13 protein-coding genes and 1 tRNA gene are annotated in these 18,286 nt (G+C 43.3%); 10 read left to right on the top strand and 4 right to left on the bottom strand.

Annotated features, from left to right (window positions below):
- Positions 1 to 294: 294 nt before the first annotated feature.
- From dinB to MJO53_RS09130, 4 genes are all read left to right on the top strand, one after another.
- A complete protein-coding gene (dinB, locus tag MJO53_RS09145) occupies positions 295 to 1,509 on the top strand; it encodes a DNA polymerase IV (protein WP_252078856.1) in 1,215 nt (404 codons plus the stop codon).
- A 74-nt stretch (positions 1,510 to 1,583) separates the two neighbouring features.
- Positions 1,584 to 4,583 carry a DNA polymerase III subunit alpha gene (locus MJO53_RS09140; protein WP_252078855.1) on the top strand — a complete coding sequence of 1,000 codons (3,000 nt, stop codon included), beginning with the start codon at positions 1,584 to 1,586 and terminating at the stop codon, positions 4,581 to 4,583.
- The gene (locus MJO53_RS09135; RefSeq protein ID WP_252078854.1) at positions 4,567 to 4,992 is read left to right on the top strand and encodes a DUF7009 family protein; all 426 of its coding nucleotides are present in this window, start codon (positions 4,567 to 4,569) and stop codon (positions 4,990 to 4,992) included. The genes MJO53_RS09140 and MJO53_RS09135 overlap by 17 nt, the downstream gene beginning before the upstream one ends.
- Before the next feature lie 5 nt (positions 4,993 to 4,997).
- Positions 4,998 to 7,298 (top strand): FdhF/YdeP family oxidoreductase, encoded by a 2,301-nt coding sequence (locus tag MJO53_RS09130; RefSeq protein WP_252078853.1) that lies wholly within the window; start codon positions 4,998 to 5,000, stop codon positions 7,296 to 7,298.
- Between the two features lie 9 nt (positions 7,299 to 7,307).
- Here the strand turns inward: MJO53_RS09130 and MJO53_RS09125 are convergent, their stop codons facing one another.
- Both MJO53_RS09125 and MJO53_RS09120 read right to left on the bottom strand, forming a co-directional pair.
- Positions 7,308 to 8,486: an acyl-CoA dehydrogenase family protein gene (locus MJO53_RS09125; RefSeq protein WP_252078852.1), complete on the bottom strand. Its 1,179-nt coding sequence runs from the start codon at positions 8,484 to 8,486 to the stop codon at positions 7,308 to 7,310.
- Between the two features lie 44 nt (positions 8,487 to 8,530).
- The gene (locus MJO53_RS09120; RefSeq protein WP_252078851.1) at positions 8,531 to 9,241 is read right to left on the bottom strand and encodes a tRNA1(Val) (adenine(37)-N6)-methyltransferase; all 711 of its coding nucleotides are present in this window, start codon (positions 9,239 to 9,241) and stop codon (positions 8,531 to 8,533) included.
- Between the two features lie 192 nt (positions 9,242 to 9,433).
- On the opposite strand from MJO53_RS09120, the gene MJO53_RS09115 reads away from it, so the two are divergent.
- A complete protein-coding gene (locus MJO53_RS09115; protein WP_252078850.1) occupies positions 9,434 to 10,021 on the top strand; it encodes an outer membrane beta-barrel protein in 588 nt (195 codons plus the stop codon).
- Positions 10,022 to 10,086: 65 nt separating this feature from the next.
- On the opposite strand, the gene rimM is transcribed toward MJO53_RS09115, so the two are convergent.
- Positions 10,087 to 10,614, bottom strand: a complete 528-nt coding sequence (rimM, locus tag MJO53_RS09110; RefSeq protein ID WP_252078849.1) for a ribosome maturation factor RimM — start codon at positions 10,612 to 10,614, stop codon at positions 10,087 to 10,089.
- Positions 10,615 to 10,626: 12 nt separating this feature from the next.
- The gene (locus tag MJO53_RS09105; RefSeq protein WP_224835601.1) at positions 10,627 to 11,193 is read right to left on the bottom strand and encodes a 30S ribosomal protein S16; all 567 of its coding nucleotides are present in this window, start codon (positions 11,191 to 11,193) and stop codon (positions 10,627 to 10,629) included.
- A 262-nt stretch (positions 11,194 to 11,455) separates the two neighbouring features.
- On the opposite strand from MJO53_RS09105, the gene MJO53_RS09100 reads away from it, so the two are divergent.
- The 5 genes from MJO53_RS09100 to MJO53_RS09080 all read left to right on the top strand — a co-directional run bounded on the left by MJO53_RS09100 (position 11,456) and on the right by MJO53_RS09080 (position 18,072).
- Positions 11,456 to 11,911, top strand: coding sequence for a ferritin-like domain-containing protein (locus MJO53_RS09100; protein WP_224835602.1), 456 nt, complete (start codon positions 11,456 to 11,458; stop codon positions 11,909 to 11,911).
- Positions 11,912 to 12,054: 143 nt separating this feature from the next.
- Positions 12,055 to 16,440 carry a DNA polymerase III subunit alpha gene (dnaE, locus tag MJO53_RS09095; RefSeq protein ID WP_252078848.1) on the top strand — a complete coding sequence of 1,462 codons (4,386 nt, stop codon included), beginning with the start codon at positions 12,055 to 12,057 and terminating at the stop codon, positions 16,438 to 16,440.
- Positions 16,441 to 16,541: 101 nt separating this feature from the next.
- Complete coding sequence (trxA, locus tag MJO53_RS09090) at positions 16,542 to 16,859, top strand: thioredoxin (protein ID WP_100817082.1); 318 nt, start codon at positions 16,542 to 16,544, stop codon at positions 16,857 to 16,859.
- A gap of 82 nt (positions 16,860 to 16,941) precedes the next feature.
- Entirely contained in the window at positions 16,942 to 17,871 is a 930-nt protein-coding gene (locus tag MJO53_RS09085) for a DUF58 domain-containing protein (protein WP_252078847.1), read from the top strand.
- Positions 17,872 to 17,998: 127 nt separating this feature from the next.
- Positions 17,999 to 18,072 (top strand) — tRNA-Asp (locus tag MJO53_RS09080).
- Positions 18,073 to 18,286 lie beyond the last annotated feature (214 nt).

Below are 18,286 nucleotides of genomic sequence, written 5' to 3'. Positions count from 1 at the left end.
GCTCCAAACTGGCATTCAGAGCCTCTCGACTGCGCTCGAGGTGGCACCCGCACTTATCCTTTTCTTATTACCACAAACAAAAAAAGCCTTCCAAAAGGAAAGCCTTTCATTGGCGAGCATCGGTTTTGATGCTTCAACCTGATTCCAATCATCACGACTGGAATCCAACACAACGTGACAAAGATATGATGATTTTTCGGAAAAAATAATAGCATGTATTGTTGATATTTATTTTTTGGATTATTTCCATTTTATAGGATTATTTCCATAATTTAGCTTTCCTTCAACTGAACAATGGAAAAGACGATTTTGCATCTAGACTTGGATACATTTTATGTATCCGTGGAGCGCATCATCAACACAGAGCTTAAGAACAAGCCCTTGTTGGTGGGCGGCACCAGCGACCGCGGTGTAGTAGCTGCTTGTAGCTATGAGACCCGTGGATTTGGAATCCATTCGGGCATGCCCATGAAAATGGCCAAGGAACTTTGTCCCGAAGCCGTGGTCATCCGTGGCAATGCGGGCACCTACAGCAAATATTCGGATGTGGTCACGGAGATTATCAAAGAACATGTACCTGTTTTCGAAAAATCGAGCATTGATGAGTTTTACGCCGATCTATCGGGCATGGACCGTTTTTTTGGCTGCTACAAATATGCCACGGAAATGCGGCAGAAAATCATTCGGGAAACGGGACTGCCCATTTCGTTCGGGCTATCAGTGAACAAAGTCGTTTCCAAAGTGGCGACCAACGAAGCCAAACCCAACAATCAGCTCAAAATAGATTTTGGCCTTGAAAAACCTTTTTTGGCTCCACTTTCCATCAAAAAAATTCCGATGGTAGGCGATAAAACCTATCAAACCCTTCGAAATTTGGGCATACGGCAAGTAAAAACCGTTCAAGATATGCCCATGGATATTATGCAACGGGTACTGGGTGCCAACGGTAGACTTATTTGGAAACGGGCCAATGGGATAGACAATACCCCCGTAATTCCGTTCCACGACAGAAAATCCATCTCCAACGAAAGGACCTTTGATAAGGACACCATCGATGTCATCAAACTTAGGGGCATTTTGATTGCCATGACCGAAAACTTGGCCTACCAACTTCGTCGAGGGGATAAGTTGACGGCCTGCGTTGCCGTAAAAATTCGGTATTCCGATTTCAATACTTATTCCAAACAATCGCGGATTCCATACACGAGTGCAGACCACACCCTTATCCCAAAAATATTGGAACTGTTCGACTCGCTGTATAACAAACGCATGCTGGTCCGCCTCATCGGGATTCGGTTCAGCCATTTGGTATCGGGCAACTACCAGATCAACCTTTTCGAAGATACCGAGGAGACCTTGAACCTATACCAAGCCATGGATTATGTGCGGAACCGATTTGGATGCCGGAGCGTGGTCCGCGCCTCTGCCATGGGCGCAAAGACCATTGGGAGCATGCACAACCCCTTTAATGGGGAACCGCCTGTGGTTTTGGCACATCGAAAACAGTGACCAATTTCCAATGAGCAATAAACAATGAACAAGTGCTAACTGATAATTGACAACCAAACATTGATAATTGAAAATTGTACCTCAACTGCCACACATATTATAGTTTACGATTCGGGACCTTTTCGGAGGTGGAGTTGTTGGAATTGGCACAACAAAATCATGTGACCCAACTGGTACTTACCGATATCAATAATACATCCGCAGGATTGAACTTTGTTCGAAAGGCGCCGGAATTCGGCATCAAGCCGATTTTAGGCATTGATTTTAGGAATGGAACCCAACCCTGCTTTATCGGCATTGCCCAGAACAACGAAGGGTATCTGGAATTAAATGATTTTTTGTCTCACCACCTTCATGATGGTTCAGAAATTCCATACCGTGCCCCCGATTTCAAAAATGCATTCGTGGTATATCCTTTTGAACAAGTGCTGTTCAACGAACTGGAACATTTTCAAGACCATGAGTTTGTTGGAATCTCCATCAAAGATCTGCGGAGGCTTCCTTTCTCCAAGTTGGTATTACTCACAACCAAATTGGTAGTACAGCAGCCCGTTACCTTTCGGAACAAACAGGATTTCAACGCACATAGATTGCTAAGGGCCATCGACAATAATCTACTATTGAGCAAACTTCCAAAGGAAGAAGAGGCCAGCGAAGAAGAAAAAATGTATCCCGTCCAAAATCTGGCCGCTGCTTTTTCAGAATTCCCTTTTATTTTGGAAAACACGGAAAAACTGCTCAACAAGTGCAGCATCCATTTTGACTTTTCCAAGGACAGAAAACCTCAAAACCTGAAAACCTATTTGGGAAGCGTTGAAGAAGACGAACAGCTCTTGGACCAACTCTGTGCCAAAGGACTCCCCTATCGATATGAAGAAGTGAAAGACTCCATCAAAAACCGATTGACCAAAGAACTGGATCTCATCAAAAAAATGGGTTTCGTTTCCTACTTTTTAATCAATTGGGACATTGTTTCCGAAGCAAGACGAAGAGGTTTCTTTTATGTAGGCCGTGGCAGTGGTGCGAATAGTATTGTGGCCTACCTCCTTCGCATCACCGACGTGGACCCTATGGAGCTTGATTTATATTTTGAGCGGTTCATCAACCTTTACCGGGCCAATCCGCCCGACTTTGATATCGATTTTTCGTGGAAAGATCGCCCTGCCATGACGGAATACATTTTTAATCGTTTTGAACATGTGGCCCTGCTCGGCACCTATGTCACTTTCAAGGAGCGGGGCGTAATTCGGGAATTAGGCAAAGTGTTCGGACTTCCACCACAGGAAATTGATTTTTTACTGGCGGGAAGATATGATTTCGACCAACTGGACCATGTATCAAAACTCGTACTGAAATATGGCAGCTTGCTCAAGGGCAAACCCAATTATTTGAGCATTCACGCAGGGGGGATTTTGATCAGCGACAAACCTTTGCATTGGTTTTCGGCTACTCATTTACCGCCAAAGGGATTTCCCACTACCCAATACGATATGGTCATTGCCGAGGATGTGGGACTCTACAAATTTGACATCCTTGGTCAGCGGGGACTGGGCAAAATCAAGGAAGCACTGGAAATCGTCGCCTACAACCAACCTGAAAAATATGACAGAATAGATATCCACAACATCAAAGGGTTTAAAAAAGACCCTGTCATCAACAACTTGATCAAGACCGCGCAATGCATGGGCTGTTTTTATGTGGAATCGCCCGCCATGCGGATGTTGTTGAAAAAACTACAGGTCGATAATTATCTGGGATTGGTCGCCGCCAGTTCCATTATCCGTCCCGGTGTGGCCAAAAGCGGTATGATGCGGGAATATATTTTACGCCATCGGAATAAAGGACGAACCGAGGAAAAGGCACATCCCGTGATGTTGGAAATTATGCCCGACACCTACGGGGTAATGGTCTACCAAGAAGATGTGATCAAAGTGGCCCATCATTTTGCCGGTCTGGACCTTGGCGAAGCCGATGTACTCCGAAGGGGTATGAGCGGTAAGTTCCGCTCGCGGGAAGAGTTCCAGAAAGTACAGGACAAGTTTATTTCCAATTGCAGGAAAAAGGGCTACGCGGAATCCCTCATCTCAGAAATCTGGAACCAAGTGGCCAGTTTTGCAGGCTATGCTTTTGCCAAAGGGCACTCTGCCTCCTATGCCGTGGAGAGCTATCAAAGTTTGTTTTTGAGGGCCTATTTTCCTTTGGAATATATGGTGGCCGTGCTCAATAATGGAGGCGGGTTCTACCGTTCGGAATTCTACGTGCACGATGCCCGAATGATGGGTGCGACCATTCATCCGCCCTGCGTGAACAAAAGTATGATCGTCAACCGCATTTACGGCAAGCACATTTACTTGGGAATGATGTACCTCCGCGACCTGGAGAGCAGGGTCATGGAACGCATCCTAAAAGAGCGGATGCTCCACGGAAGTTTTTCCTCTTTGGAAGATTTCTTGGACCGAGTATTTATCCGCATGGAGCAACTTTCCATTTTGATCCGTATTGATGCGTTTCGTTTTACGGGAATCAACAAGCACGAATTACTCTGGAAAGCCCATTTGATGCTCTCCAAAAACGACCGATTGGAACACCCAAAGCTTTTTCCGCCAAGGCATCAAAAATTTCAAATGCCCCAACTGAACACTACGGCTTTGGAAACCGCCTTTGAGCAATGGGAGCTTTTGGGCTTCTGTCTTTGCAGTCCTTTTGAATTATTGGAGGAGCCTCCCAAAAACACGAACGGACAAAAAGACTTGGAACGGTACCTCAACAAGTACATCGATATTTATGGGTATCTGGTCACGGTAAAAAACACCTCCACCCATCATGGCAAGCGCATGCACTTTGCCACTTTAGTAGACCAGCACGGCGAAGTGTTCGACACGGTGCTCTTCCCACCCGTGGCAGCCAAGTATTATTTCAGGGGAAAGGGCATTTACCGATTTTATGGTAAAGTCGTGGAAGAATTCGGGTTCCTGAGCATTGAGGTCATCAAAATGAAAAAAGAAAACTACGTACAGGACCCTAGATATGCCGATATGAGAATGAGCAAAAAATTATTTGATTCGAAGAAGTGAACGGAATGCCGTAACTTACCAAGACGAATTGAATGCGCACATGAAAATTAGGATCAAAGGGAATTCCATACGATTTAGATTGACCCAAAGTGAGGTAAAACAACTCTCCGAAACAGGTTCCATCGTGGAAACAACCGAATTGGCGGACAATGTTTTTCAGTATCAGGTCAAGCTGACGCCAGAATCAAATCAACTACAGGCATCCTATACTAATCACACCATAATGTTGATGGTTCCAGAAACTGATGGAAAAAATTGGTTCCACAACCATACCGTAGGTTTTGAACACGAAATGGAGCTTCCGAACGGTAAAAAATTACATCTGCTATTGGAAAAAGACTTTACTTGCCTTGAGAATCGGGCAGAAGACCAGTCGGACAATTATCCGAATCCAAAATTGCAACACTGACCATAATGGAGAACGAAACAAAACGCAACATTTCCCTTACCGGGGACATTAAATTTACAGGGCTCCGCCTCAAGGAACCCATGGAGACCTCAGCTGGACTTCTGGGCGTAAAGGAAGCCCTACGGCACGGTTTTAAGGAAATGGGGATAGTGCGTTCCATGCGCAGTTTGCTGGAAATGAACCAAGAGGACGGTTTTCGGTGTCCAAGTTGTGCATGGCCCGTTCCCGAAAATCCATCAAAAATTGCGGAATATTGTGAAAATGGGGCCAAGGCATTGGCCGACGAAGCGACCCGAGACCATATCGGCGCCGACTTTTTTGCAGAACATTCCGTTGAGGAACTTTCCCGACTCAGCGATTTTGAACTCAACAAATTAGGACGCATCGTTGAACCGATGGTATTAAGACCGAACAGTGTACACTACGAAGCTATATCTTGGCAAGATGCCTTTGAATTGATTTCGGAGCAACTCCATCGACTCAAGGACCCAAACGAGGCGATTTTTTATACCTCCGGTAGATCTAGCAATGAGGCTGCCTACCTCTATGGCATGTTTGCCAGAGCTTTTGGCACCAACAACATGCCCGATTGCTCCAATATGTGCCATGAATCATCGGGCGTGGCACTTTCTGAGACCTTGGGCATTGGCAAAGGCTCGGTAAAACTGGATGACCTTTATGGTGCAGAGGTGATTTTAGTTGTAGGGCAAAATCCCGGGACCAATCACCCGAGAATGCTATCCGCTTTGGAAAAATGCAAAAAGAATGGTGGCAAGGTCATCAGCATCAACCCCTTGGCCGAAACAGGATTGGTCAACTTTAAAAATCCCCAAAGTGTTTCCGACATGTTGGGCAACGGACAGCCCATTGCCGACATTCACTTACCTGTCAAAATTAATGAGGATGTTGCCCTGGCCAAATTGATCCTAAAAAAACTGGTAGCGCTGGATGCCAAAAACCACAATGTACTTGACCATGAATTTATTGTGGAATACGTGGATGGATATGATGAACTGATAAAAGATTTGGATTGCTATGATGTTGAGAGCCTTCAACAAAGGACCGGGGTATATATGCACAAAATTGACAAGGTGGTGGAGCTGTTGGCCGAAAACTCCAAAATCGTCATCTGTTGGGCCATGGGAATCACCCAGCATAAAAATGCAGTGGACTGCATCAAGGAATACGTTAATATTTTGCTGCTCAAAGGAGCCGTGGGCAAACCCTTTGCAGGTACTTGTCCGGTTCGAGGGCACAGCAATGTCCAAGGCGACCGCTCCGTAGGCATCATGCACTACGTAAACAAGAGGCTGAACAAAAAAATTCAAGAACACCTCAACTTTGATCCTCCCACCGAAAAAGGGTATGATACCGTGGAAGCCATTGAGGCAATGCACAAAAAAAAGGCGAAGGTATTTGTTTGTTTGGGCGGTAATTTTGTGATGGCGGCTTCGGATACCAAATACACGGCAGAGGCTATTCAAAATTGTGAGTTGACCGTACAAATTAGCACCAAACTTAACCGAAGCCATTTGATAACCGGCAAAACTGCATTGGTATTGCCCACATTTGGTCGTTCCGAAAAAGATGAGAAAAACGGTGAGCTCCAATTTTTGACCATGGAAAGCAGCACGGGCAAAGTAAGGCAGAGCAAAGGGCTACTGAAACCTGCTTCGGAGCATATCAAAAGTGAGCCAGAGATTATTGCGCTCTTGGCACACACCTATTTTAGAGGCAATCACTCCATGAACTGGTATGAATTAGGTCAGGATTACAATCTCATCCGAAAATTGATCGATAAAACCGTGAAAGGGTTCCAGAATACCAGTGAGCAATCTAAAGGGTTTGGATACTACTTGCCCAACAATGTCCGTAACCGAGATTTTAGGATGCTCCCGAATGGCATGGCGCAATTATCGATTACCCCCTTGCCAGACCACGAGTTGCAAGCAAATGAATTATTATTGATGACCATTCGTTCACACGACCAATTCAACACTACGATTTATGGGTTGAACGACCGATACCGTGGCATCCACAACGAACGCCGAGTGGTTTTTATGAATGAAGAGGATATGACCGAAAAAGGGTTGACACAATTGGATGTGGTCAATCTGCACAGCCATTATGATGGTATCCAACGTACCGCAGAGAAATTCTTGGTAGTGACCTATAACATTCCCAAAGGGAACATGGCCGCCTATTTTCCTGAGACCAATATGTTGGTGCCCCACAACCATTTTGCCGACAAAAGTCAGACCCCCATCAGCAAATCGATAAGGGTTACGGTAGAAAAAATTTTGTGATTTACTCCTCTATTTGAACGCTTGGATTCCCGTAATATCTGCACCAGTGATCAATAGGTGAATGTCATGTGTACCTTCATAAGTAATCACACTTTCCAAATTCATCATGTGGCGCATAATACTGTATTCCCCGGTTATACCCATGCCGCCCAGCATTTGTCTTGCTTCCCGGGCTATTTTAATGGCCATTTCCACATTGTTCCGCTTGGCCATCGAAATTTGTGCGGTGGTCGCCTTGCCTTCATTCTTTAATTGTCCCAAACGAAAAGCCAACAACTGGGCCTTTGTGATTTCTGTAATCATTTCGGCCAATTTCTTTTGTTGCAGCTGGTATGCGGCAATGGGCTTTCCAAACTGGATACGTTCCTTGGCATAGCGCAAGGCCGTATCGTAACAATCCATAGCTGCCCCGATGGCTCCCCATGCAATTCCATATCGGGCCGAGTCCAAACAACCTAGGGGCGCTCCCAAACCATTTTTGCCCGGTAAGAGATTTTCTTTGGGCACTTTTACATTATCAAAAATAAGCTCTCCGGTGGCAGATGCCCTCAGTGACCATTTATTATGTGTTTCCGGAGTGGAAAACCCTTCCATTCCGCGTTCCACAATAAGTCCGTGAATCCTGCCCTCTTCATTTTTGGCCCAAACTACGGCCACATCGGCGAATGGTGAGTTGGAAATCCACAGTTTTGCCCCGTTCAGTACATAATGGTCGCCAGCGTCCTTAAACTTGGTTTCCATTCCCCCAGGATTGGAACCATGGTTGGGTTCGGTAAGACCAAAACAGCCCATCCACTCCCCTGTTGCCAATTTGGGCAAATATTTTTTTCGTTGTTCCTCAGTACCGTAGGCGAATATGGGAAACATAACCAATGAGGATTGCACGGAAGCTGTGGAACGAACGCCACTATCACCACGTTCGATTTCCTGCATAATCAATCCGTAGCTGATCTGATCTAATCCGGCTCCTCCATATTCTTCTGGGATATATGGCCCAAATGCTCCTATTTCGGCCAATCCACCAATGATCTGTTCTGGAAATTCCGCTTTTTGGGCATATTCTTCAATAATTGGCAATATGTCTCGCTTTACCCATTGGCGAGCAGCATCGCGAACCAATTTATGTTCTTCAGAAAGTAAATCGTCGAGATTGTAGTAATCTGGGGCTTCAAATAAATCAGGCTTCATTCGGATTAAATTTTAAGTAAATATAACATTTCATTCGCTTATTGTTACATTTTTAAATAAAATGCTTTGGTCAATGCAATGTATTCTTCTGTGTATTGATGTCTTCCATTTTCTATGACCAATGTATACATTTTTGGTTCATTATTATTGTGTGAGAATTCCATCAAACTTCTTTTATTATCAACATTCGGATTTCCTTTAACTCTTGTGATTCGGTTCGGGTACAAACCAACATTCTTGGCCATTTCCATAAAAACGGCTTCTTCCTTAAAAGGAATTATTACTGCAAAAACCCCCTTGTTGGATAGCATTTTTGAGGCTCCAGCAACCAATTCATCAAACGGCAATGAGCTATTTTGCCTCGCTTGGTCACGCGAGACATTACCACTATCCATTTTCTCGGAATAAAAAGGGGGATTAGAGACAATAAGATCATATTGGTCGTCCATCTCGTCTACAAATTCATCAAATCCGGCATGGTAACAAAATAATCTGTCCGCCCAAGGTGAAGCTTCAAAATTAACGACACATTCCTCATAGGCAGCATCATCCAACTCAATGGCATCTATGACTTCAGCCATGGATCGCTGTGCCAATTGCAATGCTATTAAGCCAGTCCCGGCACCTATATCCAAAATAGCATTGGGTTCATGATCAAGGCTTGCCCAAGCTCCTAGTAAAACTCCATCCGTCCCCACTTTCATAGCAGACTGATCTTGATGGATCGTAAATTCTTTGAATTTGAAAGGCTTCATTGGTCCAAATATAGGTTAAAGTACTGTACCCTATTTACAACCGTCAATTCAAAAGCATCATTTATTAGTTCATAAAGGGCATTCGTGAATTGTTGATGCTCCATAACACTAGGATATGCTTATTTCGTCTCCAATTTTTTGGGGAGAGACCCCATTGTTAAAATCATTACCAAATTATTTAAACTTTTGATTATGAAGAAAATTTTTTATGCATTACTACTTATGTTAGCTGTAGTACAAGTAGCCCAAGCACAAGAACAAGGTAAATTCCGTGTAGGTCTTGATGCCGGATATGCCATGCCCAGTGGGGGTGGTGGTATTTTATTTGCCATTGAGCCTAAGTACAATATAGCCGATAACATGAATATTGGTATACGTTTTGAGTCTGCTGCAATGGCTAAAAATGTAAACGTTGGCCCGGCATCTGCTGAGGCAAGTCTAACTGCAAGTATGTCCTACTCAGGTACATTTGACTACTATTTTAACTCGGGAAGTTCCTCTTTTGCTCCTTTTTTTGGAGCTGGTGTAGGTTATAGTTCTTTGGGTAGTATAGGTTTTGATATAGATGATATTGAAGATATAGAGGGTGATGCAGATATTGAGGTCGATGGCAAATTTGGTGGCCTTATCAGAGCTGGTTTTGAAGCTGGCAAATTTAGATTAGCTGCAACTTATAATCTTATTGGCAAGACTGACTTAGGTGAAGGTGCGGAAATTAAAAACTCATACTTAGGCATATCCCTTGGTTTCTACCTAGGTGGCGGCAAGTGGAAAAAATAAAATTTCGTCTAATTTTTTTTATTGCGAAGAAGGAGGCTGTTTCGGTCTCCTTTTTTTATGACAAACTATCCTAAATACAAATCCACTAGACCTTCGGGCGTTTTTACATGAATAGTTTTGTTTTCACGGTCTATTTTAGTGATAATATCATCGCTTACCGGAATCAATAATTCCTTGTCCCCTTTTTTTACTTCGAACAAATCTTGGGAAGCACTATCGTTAACGGATTCCACAATACCAATATCTCCATGCAACTCGTCCTTAACCGTAAACCCGATAACCTCGTGATAATAAAATTTATTGCCCGTAAGCGGTGGCAACATGGTAAGTGGCAAGTATAGTTCCGACCCAATAAGTTTATCTGCCGTAGGTTCATCCTTCACCTCTTCAAAATCGATACGGAGCAAATTGGATTTATGCAATCGGCATCTATCAATAAAAAATGGAACCAGATTGTTTCCCAATGAAACAAGTACTGATTCCATGTTTTCGTAAATATCGGGCTCATCGGTGTCCAGTTTGACCAACACCTCACCTCTAAAACTATATTTTGAAACGACTTTGCCCAGATAGAAGCAATCTTCCTTGCGCATCGTCTTACGTTTCTATTCTTCTTTGGCAGCTTCTTCCGAGGTGGCTTCTTCAGCTGGAGCTTCAGCAGCAGTTTCTTCTGTTGCAGCTTCGGCGGTTTCCTCCGCAGCCTCTTCCACTACTTCCTCTTCCTCTGGCATTGCAGCGGCAACTCTCTTCTCGTTCACTTCTTTTTCGGCTTCCAATGCTTTTGCTCTAGCTTCTGCTTCGGCTTTGCTCAAACCATCTTTCTTGGCCTGGATCTTTTGTTCTTTCTCTTCCAACCAAGCTTTGAATTTCTCCTCTGCTTGCTCTTCGGTCATTGCTCCTTTACGAACACCCACTGCTAAGTGGTGCTTCATCATCACACCTTTATAAGAAAGAATAGCTCTAGCTGTGTCCGTTGGCTGCGCACCGTTCTGCAACCATTTTACAGAACCATCGATATCAAGATCAATGGTGGCTGGATTGGTATTTGGGTTGTAGGTGCCCAATTTTTCCAAAAATTTACCATCTCTCTTCGCTCTTACATCGGCAGCGACCACCCAATAAAATGGTTTACCTTTTTTACCGTGTCTCTGAAGTCTAATTTTAACTGGCATATCACATTAATTTGTAGGGTGCCCGACCCTGATTATTAATTCTTTTTAATCGCTTATCGGTTAAGCGGGTGCAAATATACACTTATTTGTTTATAGCGCAGCGTTTAAAACAAAAAAGTTAATCCTTTTAACAACTGGGCCCTAACCCGTTAAATATATTATAAACCATTGTAAACATTTGCCATTCTGCACTTAAACCTTATCTTAAATGTGGATGTCATCGAAAATCGATGGCCATAAACAGACAAAATGAAAAAAGATTATGAAGTACACCGTAGAAATGTCGAACAAATTAAACGAACTTTTGGAAAGAACCTATGATGCTGAAAAAGGATTCAAAAAAGCAGCTGAAAAAGTAGACCATACGACCATCAAACAATTTTTTATGGATCGCGCCAAACAGCGATATAATTTTGGCCAAGAGCTAAAGGCCGAAATCGAGGCCTTTGGACAAAATCCCGATAAAGGGGGAAGCACCAAAGGTACCTTGCACCGATCTTGGATCGATTTTAAATTACTCTTTGCCTCGAACAATGAAGAGGCAATGCTGGAAGAAGTGCACAGGGGCGAAAAAGAAGCGATCGAGACGTACAACGATATTCTGCACGATAAAGAGTTTGTATTACCACCTTCCACGGAAAGCCTATTAATGAAACACCGAAATGCCATAAGGGAAACCTTGGAGACAGCGAACTTATTCGAAACAGCAGTATCATAATTCCAAAAGTCACTTGATACAAGCAGAAAAAGCTGGGATTTTTCCTGGCTTTTTTTAGTTGATAACTCCTCACAACTCTTTTTCACCAAATCTATCTTCTTCCGTAATTTTATCCATCCTTTTTTGACCGAGACAGATAGCCTATGTATTTGATTTTTGATACGGAAACCACTGGTTTGCCCAAACGCTGGGATGCCCCGATTACCGATACCGACAACTGGCCAAGGTGTGTTCAGATTGCATGGCAATTGCACGACGAGCTAGGTAATTTGATAGAACATCAAGACTTTTTGATAAAACCGGAAGGATTCAACATCCCTTACGAATCGGAACAGATTCACGGTATCTCCACTGCCTTGGCAGAAGAAAAAGGAGTTCCTCTTAGCGAGGTTTTGGAAGCTTTCAACAATGCATTGGAGCAAACCAAATTTGTGGTAGGTCAAAATGTAGGGTTCGACGTCAATATTATGGGATGTGAATTCCATCGCGAGGGCGTCGAAAGCCCGCTCACCGAACTGCGCGTACTGGACACTTGTACAGAACACACTGCCGAACTTTGTAAAATTCCCGGAGGACGTGGTGGAAAGTTTAAATTGCCCACGCTTACCGAACTGCACGAATTTTTGTTCGGTGAACCTTTTGCCGAAGCACATAATGCAACGGCAGATGTGGAAGCCACCACACGCTGCTTCTTGGAATTGGTCCGGAAAAAACAATATTCCTATCAAGAACTGGATGTTCAGCCCGATTATTTTGAACGATTTTCCCAGTCCAATCCCCAGGAAATAGAGCTCATAGGGTTAAAGCACCTCAATCTCAAGGCCGAATCAAAAAAAATTGCGGATGCCCTCTGGGAAAAGGACACTAGCGGGGTTTCGGACGAGGAGATACAAGAGAATGTGGAGACTTTGGAAGATGAACCCTTTGTACATCTCCACAACCATTCCCAGTTTTCAGTGCTTCAATCCACCATCAACATCAAAGATTTGGTCAAGGCCACAGCAAAAAACGGTATGCCCGCCGTTGCTTTGACAGACCATGCCAACATGATGGGAGCCTTTCACTTTGTGAAAGAAGTAATGGGACATAATAAGGCGGCAAAGGCAAAAAACGAAGAACTCATCGCCAAGGGCGAACAGCCCACCGAAAAAGAGATCACCCCAATAGTAGGCTGTGAATTTTTTGTATGCGACGATCATACCAATAAAAATGTGAAGGATTACGGACATCAGATAGTACTCCTGGCCAAAAACAAAAAAGGCTACCACAATCTGGCAAAAATGTCTTCTATCGCCTATACCGACGGCTTTTATTATGTACCTAGAATCGATAAAAAAGTAATCGAGCAATACAAGGAAGATATTATCGCCCTTACCGGTAACCTATATGGGGAAGTACCCAACAAAATATTGAACGTAGGCGAAAAACAGGCCGAAGAAGCCTTGTTATGGTGGAAAGACCTGTTTGGAGATGATTTTTATATCGAAATCATGCGCCACGGACAGGAAGACGAAGACCGTGTCAATCAAGTTTTGGTGCGTATGGCCAAAGACCACAACGTAAAACTGGTGGCCACCAACAATACCTACTATTGCGATAAAAAGGATGCCGAGGCACACGATATTTTACTCTGTGTAAAGGACGGTGAAAAACAATCCACACCTATTGGCAGGGGTCGGGGTTATCGATATGGACTTCCCAACCAAGAGTACTATTTTAAGTCTTCGGACGAAATGAAGGAACTCTTTAAGGATTTGCCCGAAGCTATTTTGAACATCAAGGAAATTGTGGACAAAATAGAGCCCTACGATCTTGCCAGCGATATCCTGCTTCCAAAATTTGATATTCCAGAAGATTTTAAGGACCCAGAAGACGAGGTTGATGGCGGTAATCGAGGAGAAAATGCCTACTTAAGACATATTACCTACAAAGGGGCCGAAAAGCGATATGGCGAAATAACCGAAGAAATCAGGGAACGGATAGACTTTGAGTTGGAAATTATTAAAAACTCAGGGTACCCCGGATACTTTTTGATAGTGGAAGACTTTATCCGTGAAGCAAGGAACATGGATGTTTCCGTAGGACCAGGTCGTGGTTCCGCCGCTGGTTCGGTGGTGGCCTATTGCCTTACCATTACCAACATAGACCCCATGAAGTACGACCTGCTTTTTGAGCGGTTCCTAAATCCGGACAGGGTGTCCATGCCCGATATCGATATTGATTTTGATGATGAAGGACGTGGTCGGGTAATGGACTATGTGATCAATAAGTATGGAGCCAATCAGGTTGCACAGATCATCACGTACGGAACCATGGCTGCAAAATCATCCATTCGAGATACTGCAAGGGTATTGGACCTTCCATTGAGTGAAGCTGACCGAATTGCCAAGTTGATTCCCAACATGTCCAAACTCAACAAAATATTTGGAGTGGACGAAGCCGACTTAAAAAAGAAATTCCGTTCGGATGAGCTGGAAAAGGTCCATGAACTACTCAATATTGCCGAAACCGACGATTTAGAGGGACAGACCGTAAAAATGGCCCGAGTGTTAGAGGGTTCTCTTCGAAATACGGGCATTCATGCTTGTGGGGTGATCATTACACCGGACGATATTACCAACTTTGTTCCCGTATCCGTTGCCAAGGATTCCGATCTGTACGTAACCCAGTTCGACAACTCCGTAGTGGAAAGTGCAGGTCTGCTAAAAATGGATTTCTTGGGACTAAAAACCTTGACCCTGATCAAGGACACCGTCAAAATTGTAAAAGCGAGAACAGGGATAGATCTGGTACCCGATGATTTTCCATTGGATGATGAAAAAACATACGAGCTTTTCCAACGAGGAGATACGGTAGGGATATTCCAATACGAATCCCCTGGGATGCAAAAACACATGAAAAACCTAAAACCTACGGTTTTTGATGATTTGATTGCCATGAACGCCCTCTACCGACCGGGACCCATGGAATACATCCCAAGCTTTATCGCCCGTAAACATGGGGAAGAAGAAATCACCTATGATCTTCCCGACATGGAAGAATACCTTAAGGAGACCTACGGAATTACCGTATACCAAGAGCAGGTAATGCTGCTCTCACAAAAGCTGGCCGGTTTCTCCAAAGGTGATGCGGATGTACTCCGAAAGGCCATGGGTAAAAAGATTTTTGCCCTGCTGGAAAAACTAAAACCCCAGTTTTTGGACGGTGGCGAAAAAAATGGACATCCACGGGATGTTTTGGAAAAAATCTGGAAGGATTGGGAAGCCTTTGCCTCTTATGCCTTCAACAAAAGTCACTCCACTTGTTACGCCTACATAGCCTACCAAACGGCCTATTTAAAAGCCCACTATCCTGCCGAATATATGGCGGCCGTGCTGTCCAACAACATGAACGATATTAAGCAGGTCACCTTTTTTATGGAGGAGTGTAAACGAATGGGACTGGAAGTTTTGGGCCCTGACGTTAACGAATCCTACTATAAATTTGCGGTCAACAAGGATAATGCCGTCCGCTTTGGCATGGGTGCCATAAAAGGAGTAGGGCGCTCTGCCGTAGAGACCATAGTGGAAAACCGGAAAGAAGGAGGGGCGTACAGATCAATTTTTGATATGGCCAAAAGGGTAGATCTAAGGGCTGCCAACAAAAAAGCGTTCGAAAACTTGGCGTTGGCAGGAGGCTTCGACTCTTTCGGAAACACTCACCGAGCCCAATATTTCCATGATGAGGGCGATGGCATCACGTTCTTGGAAAAAGCTGTCAAGTACGGTTCCAAGTTTCAGGAGAATCAAAATTCATCCCAAGTAAGCCTTTTTGGCGAAGCGAGCGATGTGCAGATTCCAGAGCCCATTGTTCCTCCTTGCGAAGAATGGGGAACCATGGAAAAACTGCGACGCGAGAAAGAAGTGGTCGGCATTTATATTTCCGGCCACCCGTTGGATGATTTTAAAAAAGAGATCAAAGCGTTCTGCAAGAACACGGTGAGCGATTTCTCCCGTTTGGACGAATATGTAAATCGAGAACTTACCGTTGCAGGTGTTATTACCGATGTTCAGCATAGGGTATCCAAAAATGGCAAAGGCTGGGGACTTTTTACATTGGAAGATTATAATGAATCCTACGAACTACGGATTTTTGGAGAAGAATACTTAAAGTTCCGGCATTTTTTAATGATCAATTCATTTGTACATGTTAGGGCCTTTGTTCGCGAAGGATGGGTGAACCGCGATACGGGCAAAAAAGGAGAGCCAAGGCTCCAGTTCAACGATTTTAAACAGCTTCAGGATGTAATGGATGCCTTTGCGAAAAAGTTGACCATCAAACTCAACATAGATCGATTACAGGAACAGCGCATAAAAACCTTAAAGGACACTTTAACCATGCACAAAGGCGACCATCCTATTAGTTTTGTGATTTACGAGATGCAAGAAGAAATCAAACTAAAACTATCGAGTCGAAAACAAAAGGTAAAGATCAACAGCGAGTTGCTTTCCGAACTGGAAGCCAATGAAATTCATTATAAATTGAACTAGGTATAATTAATGCCAATAGTGCAATAATTAAAACGAATGTACCGGATGTAAGTTACGTGGGCATTATTTGACTAACTTTGCATAATATTAAAATTAATAAGATGGCACTAGAAATAACAGATGCAACTTTTGACGAAGTAGTTTTGAAAAGTGACAAGCCTGTCCTAGTAGATTTTTGGGCAGCATGGTGCGGGCCTTGTAGAATGGTAGGTCCGATCATTGAAGAAGTTGGACAAGAATACGATGGCAAAGCTGTTGTGGGTAAGGTTGATGTTGATGCCAACCAACAATTTGCGGCCAAGTACGGTGTTCGCAATATCCCTACCGTTTTGGTATTTAAAGATGGTGAGGTAATCAACCGTCAAGTAGGGGTATCTCCTAAAAAAGTGTACACGGATGCAATTGATGCAGCTTTGTAAAAAAACGTAGAAATACGGATTTTAAAAAAGGTTTGGCAAATGCCAAGCCTTTTTTATTTTATCTTGTCTTCAGAAATCAGTTATGGACCTACGATCGGAACTTAGCAAAGCAAAACTTTTCCAAAACCTTGAACTTTTGGCCAACCAGATTGTCGAGGGTTTTATCAGTGGCATTCATAAAAGTCCATTCCATGGATTTTCTGCAGAGTTCGCGGAACACAAAATTTACAACCCAGGGCAAAGCACCAAACATATTGATTGGAAACTTTTCGCTCGCACGGACCGACTCTACACCAAACGATTTGAGGACGAGACCAACCTGCGCTGCCATATGATCTTGGACAATTCCGCCTCCATGTATTACCCCGAAGTAAAGGAATATTCCTTGGAGAACCTCAACAAAATTGGTTTTGGGGCGCTTTCCATTGCGGCTTTGATGCAAGTCTTAAAAAAACAACGGGATGCCGTTGGGCTAAGTATTTATTCTGATACGTATGATTTTTATGCTTCCGAAAAAAACAGTGAGCGTCATTTTCAGATGCTGTACTCCAAATTGAACGAAGTTGCTTCCCATAAAAAGGATACGAAGGAGACCAAAACCTATACGTTTCTGCATCAAATTGCCGAAAAAATCCATCGGAGAAGCTTGATTTTTCTGTTTACCGATATGTTCCAGACGGAAACCGAAGAGGAAAAACTGTTTGAAGCCCTGCGTCATCTTAAATACAACAAACATTCCGTGGTTCTTTTTCAACTGTTGGATAAAGAGCATGAGCTCAATTTTGATTTTGACAATTCACCCAAACGTTTTGTGGATGTAGAAACTGGCGAACAGATAGATTTGTATGCAGATTCCATTAAAAAGGCATATTCAGAAAAAGTGTTGCAATACCAGAAGGACCTGAAACTGAAATGCGCACAGTACCAAATCAAATATGTGGGGGTGGATGTTCGCTCGGACTTCTCCCAAGTCCTGAATTCCTTTATGATAGAGCGGCAGAAATTTGCTTGATCATTTTTTTTAAAAAAATGTTTTGTCATATCCGAAATGAGAATGTATATTTGCACTCGCTTTAAAAAAGCAAATGAACAAGATTTGAATCCGACTGTTGTCGGAGTCTTGAAAAGATAAAATCATTGGTCTGGTAGTTCAGTTGGTTAGAATACCTGCCTGTCACGCAGGGGGTCGCGGGTTCGAGTCCCGTCCAGACCGCAAAAGCCTCATTTTATGAGGCTTTTTTGTTTTATAACATTCTGTTTTTCAGGTATTTATAAAAATAATTGTTAAGCAAAAGTTAATTAGCGTGCTGCGTTCGTGCTGCATTTTTGATTCTTTTTTACTTCTTTGCAGCATTTTACAATACTTTTCATTCCGAAAAATTACTCCTTAAAAAGTAGGATAAAATAATCTTGCCATTAAAATGCAT

It is taken from the genome of Flagellimonas marinaquae (genome assembly GCF_023716465.1).
Lineage (GTDB): Bacteria > Bacteroidota > Bacteroidia > Flavobacteriales > Flavobacteriaceae > Flagellimonas > Flagellimonas alginolytica.
Note: the sequence above shows the minus strand (reverse complement) of the source record. Positions and strands in the feature narration are given on the sequence as shown.